Origin of the sequence: Halapricum sp. CBA1109, assembly GCF_009741825.1 — an archaeon.
Lineage (GTDB): Archaea > Halobacteriota > Halobacteria > Halobacteriales > Haloarculaceae > Halapricum.
This window is the reverse complement of record NZ_WPCA01000167.1, coordinates 1-5,226: the sequence shown is the minus strand read 5'-3', so window position 1 is coordinate 5,226 and position 5,226 is coordinate 1. Positions and strand designations below refer to the sequence as shown.

The following is a 5,226-nucleotide window of genomic DNA, read 5'->3' as shown; positions in this document are numbered from 1 at the left end:
GACGGGAGCGACGCGGCCGGGCGCGCGGTCGACCACGGCCTCTCTCTGGCGGCGTCCTCGGGGCGACGGCGCACGCCTTCTCCGCTGTCGACACCGGGGCCGTGGGGGTCGACGACTCCGGAATGCTGACGACCGCCGGGGAGTCGGCCGCCGACGAAGCGGTCGAACGGGTCGCCGCGGCCGGCGACGAACGGGGCGTCGATGTCCGGACGCACGTCGAGGACGGGTCGCCGGCGGCGGCGATAGTCGAGGCCGTCGACGACATCGGCGTGGACGCTGTCGTGATGGGGACCACCGGACGGCGCGGCATCGAGCGCATCTTGCTGGGCAGCGTCGCCGAGAAGACGGTCCGGTCGGCCCCCGTCCCGGTGATCACCGTGGGCGATGACGGAACGGATTTATGACGGGGCGGCGAGTCATCCGGCAATGGCCTCCCTCGCAGTCGACGCCCTGATAATCATCCTGACGACCGGCGCTATCTGGGTCGGAAGCGGGTGGCTCGAAGACGCCGCCGAACGGCTCTCGGCGTACTACGGCCTCCCGGACGTCGTCCAAGGTTCTATCGTCACCGCCATCGGGTCGAGTTTCCCCGAACTGGCGACGGTCGTCTTCGCGGCGCTGTTCGTGGGGTCGTTGGACCTCGGCGTCGGCACTATCGTCGGATCGGCTATCTTCAACATCCTCGTCATCCCGGGCGTCGCGGGCATCACGACCGATCAGAACATCGAGGCCAACCGTGCGCTGGTGTACAAAGAGGCCCAGTTCTACATGATCGCGGTGTCGGTGCTCGTGATCACCTTCGCGCTGGGGGTCATCTACTATCCCGGCGGTAGCGGGGACGCACTCGTCGGGACGCTCACCCGGCCGCTGGCGGCTATCCCGCTCGCGCTGTACGGCCTCTACGTCTTCATCCAGTATCAGGACACCAGCGACCACGAGGCCGACCCCGAGACGGGTAACGACGTGGCGCTGGCCCGGCAGTGGGGGTATCTCCTCGCAGGCTGGTCGTCATCCTGCTGGCCGTCGAGCGACTGGTCCACTCCGTCGACGTGATCGGACAGGCCTTCGGCATCCCGGGGTTCATCATGGGCGTGACCATCGCCGCGGGCGCGACGAGTCTCCCGGACGCGCTGGTCAGCGTCCGGGCCGCCCGCGAGGGCCGCGGCGTCACCGCCGTCGCGAACGTCCTCGGGTCGAACACCTTCGACCTGTTGGTGGCGATTCCCGTCGGCGTCCTCATCGTCGGGTCGATGCCCGTCGACTTCGAGATGGCCATCCCGATGTTCGGCGCGCTGACGCTGGCGACCATCCTCCTCTTTACTCTCCTGCGGACCAACCTCGCGTTGACCGACGCCGAGTCGTACGTCCTCGTCGGTGCCTACGTGGCCTTCGTCTGTTGGGTGGTGCTGGAGACGCTGACGCGGGTCTCGACGTGCTCCCGAACTAGCGGACAGACACTTATCGACTGCACCAGTAGTACCGGTATGGCCGACGCGGACCCGACCTGCCGGCTCTGTGGGGCGACGGTATCGACGACGGTGGGGGGCCGCCGGGCCTGCTGTCTCAACGCGACGCCGATAGCGGGCATCTGTCCCGAACACGGGCCACTGGGGCCACCACGTCGAGGAGTGACCGCGCGGGCGCCCGGCGCGGCATCGACACCCTCTTTTCGCGGCCCGGCCCACTCTGAGGTATGACAGAGCAGATCGCCGTGATCCCCGGTGACGGGATCGGACAGGAAGTGACGCCCGCCGCGGTGGACGTACTGAAGGCCGTCGACGCCGACTTCGACTTCGTCGAGGGCGAGGCCGGCGACTACGTGGCCGAACAGGCCGGGACGCCCCTCCCCGAGGAGACGAAAGAACTCGCCGCCGAGTCCGACGCGACGCTGTTCGGCGCGGCCGGGGAGTCCGCCGCCGACGTGATCCTCCCCCTCCGGGAGATAGTCGGCTCGTTCGCCAACGTCCGCCCCGCGACGGCCTACCCCGGACTGGACGCGCTGGACCCGGACACGGATATGGTCTTCATCCGCGAGAACACCCAAGGCGTCTACAGCGGCATCGAGAGCCGCCTCAGCGACAACGTGGCGACGCTGACTCGCGTGGTCACCCGCGACGCCTCCGAGAAGATAGCCGAGTACGGCTTCGACTACGCCGAGGAACACGGCTACGACAACGTCACCATTGCCCACAAGGCGAACGTGATGCGCGAGACGGACGGCCTCTTCCTGGAGGCGGCAGAGGACGTGGCCCAGCGACGCGGGGCCGACTACGACACCGAACTGATGGACGCGCTGGCGATGAAACTCGTGATGTACCCCGAGCAGTACGACGTGATCATCTGTCCGAACCTCGCCGGGGACGTCCTCTCGGACCTCTCGGCCGGCCTCGTCGGCGGTCTGGGCCTGCTGCCGAGCGCGAACGTCGGCGAGGACAACGCCCTGTTCGAACCGGTCCACGGGTCCGCGCCGGACATCGCGGGCGAGGGCGTCGCCAACCCGACGGCGATGCTCCTCTCGGCGGCGATGCTGCTGGACCACCTAGAGTACGACGACGAGGCGACGCGGGTCACCGAGCAGTCGAGGCCGTCCTCGAATCCGGCCCGCACACGCCGGACCTCGGCGGCGACGCGACGACCAACGAGGTCACGAAGGCCGTCGTCGACCGCCTCTGAACTCCGTTTACTCGGGATTCGATAATTCCTTTCTATATCGACTCATTTATCAGTACTTGCCCTGTCAGTCCCGACCAGTGAGGAGCGCCCGTGGGGCGCACACCCAACCATGATACTGACAGTCACGCCAAACCCGGCAGTCGACCAGACTATCGAGATGGACGAGGAGTTACAGGCCGACGCGGTCCAGCGATCGACCGGCGCCCGTTTTGACTCCGGTGGCAACGGGGTCAACGTCTCGCAGTTCGTCCGCGCCCTCGACGGCGACACCACCGCGACGGGTATCGTCGGCGGGTTCACCGGCTACTTCATCGAACAGGACCTGAAGCACTTCGACGTGCCGACGGACTTCTGTCACATCGACTCCGAACCGACCCGGATGAACACGACCATTCTCACGCCCGACCACGAGTTCCACCTCAACCAGTCCGGGCCCCAAGTCGAGGACGCTATCGTCGACGATCTGATCGACGTCCTCCAGAAGTACGAGCCGTCCATCGTCGACATCGGCGGGAGCCTCCCGCCGGGGATGGACGACAGCGCCGTCGACCGCCTCGCGGCCGCCGGCGACTGGGACACCGCTATCGACATCCACGGTGACCTCCTGCCGGAACTCGAGGAGACTTACGAGTACTGCAAACCCAACGAGGTCGAACTGGAGGAGGCGACGGGCATCGAGATAACGTCCATCGACGACTGCGCCGAGGCCGCCCGGGAACTCCAGTCGTGGGGCTACGAGCGCGTCATCGCCTCGATGGGCGGCGAGGGCGCGATGCTTGTCACGCCTGACCAGACGCTGTACGCGCCCGCCCTCGACGTCGACGTCGTCGACACCGTCGGGGCCGGCGACTCGATGTTCGCCGCGACGCTGTGGGCCTACGAGCAGGGCTGGTCCGACGAGAAGGCCCTCCGGGCCGGCGTCGCCACGTCCTCGAAGATAGTCGGCGTCACCGGGACCAGCGTCGACGAGATCGACCCCTACGACGCGATGGACGAGGTCAAAGTCTGGACGCTGCAGGACTGATCGGCCCCGCCGCTTCTGTCCGATTAGATTCGTTCCGCGATCGTACTCCGTAGAATATTCGAAAAACGATCAATAACGTTCATATACGAAGGAAAAAAGTAGGGCGGCGGGGGAGTATACAGTGACAACGGCTGACCGATTATGTTACCCGAAAAACGACGCCGGACTATCGTCGACCTCGTCAACGAACGGGGGAGTTGTTCGGTGGCCGAACTGGCCGACGAACTGGAGTACTCCAAACCGACGATACGGCGGGACCTCGACACGCTGGAACAGGAGGGCCTCGTCGACCGGTCACACGGCGGCGCGGTCCCGGTCGACAAACTCGGTGTCGAACAGTCCTACCACCAGAAGGAGATCAGACACCTCGACCGCAAGCAGGCAATCGGCGAACGCGCGGTCGAGGAGATACGACACGACGAGATAGTCTTCTTCGACGGCGGGACGACGACGATACAGACCGCCAAGGCGATACCCGACGACCGCGGGTACGTGGCGGTGACGAACTCACCGCTTCTGGCCGACGAACTGCTCGACACCGCGCGAGAGGTGAAACTCACCGGCGGGACGCTTCGGGGCAAGACGCGGGCGATGGTCGGGCCGACGGCGGAGCAGTTTATGGAGCGGCGGAACTTCGATCTGGTCTTTCTGGGGACCAACGGCATCTCCGTCGACGCGGGCCTGACGACGCCCAACGAGGACGAGGCGGAGATGAAACACCGGATGGTCGAACAGGCAAAGCGCGTGGTACTGGTCGCAGACCACTCGAAGTTCGACCAGCGGAGCTTCGCCCAGTTCGCCACCCTCGGGGAGATAGACACGCTGATAACCGACGAGTCCCCGCCGGACGACCTCGCCCGTGCGCTCGACCGGGACGGCGTCTCCGTGATCACGGTGGACGCATGATCCTGACCGTCACGCTCAACCCCGCCGTCGACCACACGCTCTCGGTCGGCGAACAGCCACGACCGGGTCGGGTCACCCGCGCCGAGACCGGCGGGCAGTTCGACGCCGGCGGCAAGGGGATCAACGTCTCCCAGTACCTCGCGGCGCTGTCCAGCGACACCGTCGCGACGGGCCTGCTCGGTGGGTTCACCGGCGAGTACATCCGGTCGGTACTGGCCGAGGAGCCCTTCGAGACGGCCTTCGTCGAACTCCCGGCTCCGACCCGGATCAACACGACGGTGTTGGCGACCGACGGCGAGTACAAGTTCAACGAGAACGGTCCAGCCGCCGACGACGCTGCCATCGACGCGTTGATCGACCGGATCCGGGCGGTCGACCCCGACAGAGTCGCTATCGCCGGGAGCCTCCCGCCGGGGCTGGACGGGAGCGCAATCGACCGCCTCGCGCGGGCCGGGCCGTGGCGGACCAGCGTCGACGTCGGCGGCGACCTGCTGACCCGTCTCGACGCGGGCTACGAGACCTGCAAGCCCAACAGGGGGGAACTCGCGGCCGGCGACCGGGCGGGACATCGACTCCGTCGCCGACGCCGTCGCGGCCGCCGCGACCTGCTGGCTCGGGGTGGA

The 5,226-nt window shown here is 67.0% G+C and carries 4 protein-coding genes and 2 pseudogenes; all 6 read left to right on the top strand.

Annotated features, from left to right (window positions below; translation table 11 throughout):
- The coding region (locus tag GJ629_RS14120; RefSeq protein ID WP_231754645.1) for a universal stress protein at positions 1-404 on the top strand (404 nt) is incomplete at its 5' end.
- Between the two features lie 22 nt (positions 405-426).
- Positions 427-1,415: pseudogene (locus GJ629_RS14115) on the top strand (sodium:calcium antiporter); the annotation flags it as partial.
- Between the two features lie 278 nt (positions 1,416-1,693).
- A pseudogene (locus GJ629_RS14110) lies at positions 1,694-2,673 on the top strand (isocitrate/isopropylmalate dehydrogenase family protein).
- A gap of 109 nt (positions 2,674-2,782) precedes the next feature.
- Positions 2,783-3,697 carry a 1-phosphofructokinase gene (gene pfkB, locus GJ629_RS14105; RefSeq protein ID WP_157513607.1) on the top strand — a complete coding sequence of 305 codons (915 nt, stop codon included), beginning with the start codon at positions 2,783-2,785 and terminating at the stop codon, positions 3,695-3,697.
- 141 nt (positions 3,698-3,838) lie between these two features.
- Positions 3,839-4,603: an HTH-type transcriptional regulator GlpR gene (gene glpR / locus GJ629_RS14100; protein ID WP_157513606.1), complete on the top strand. Its 765-nt coding sequence runs from the start codon at positions 3,839-3,841 to the stop codon at positions 4,601-4,603.
- On the top strand, positions 4,600-5,226 hold a 627-nt coding region (locus tag GJ629_RS14095; protein ID WP_197428635.1), incomplete at its 3' end, for a PfkB family carbohydrate kinase. The genes glpR and GJ629_RS14095, both read left to right, overlap by 4 nt.

What these genes read in the sequence shown, in the direction of transcription:
- pfkB (WP_157513607.1), top strand. Translation starts at nt 2,783, where the DNA reads ATGATACTGACAGTCACGCCAAACCCGGCAGTCGACCAGACTATCGAG.
- glpR (WP_157513606.1), top strand. Translation starts at nt 3,839, where the DNA reads ATGTTACCCGAAAAACGACGCCGGACTATCGTCGACCTCGTCAACGAA.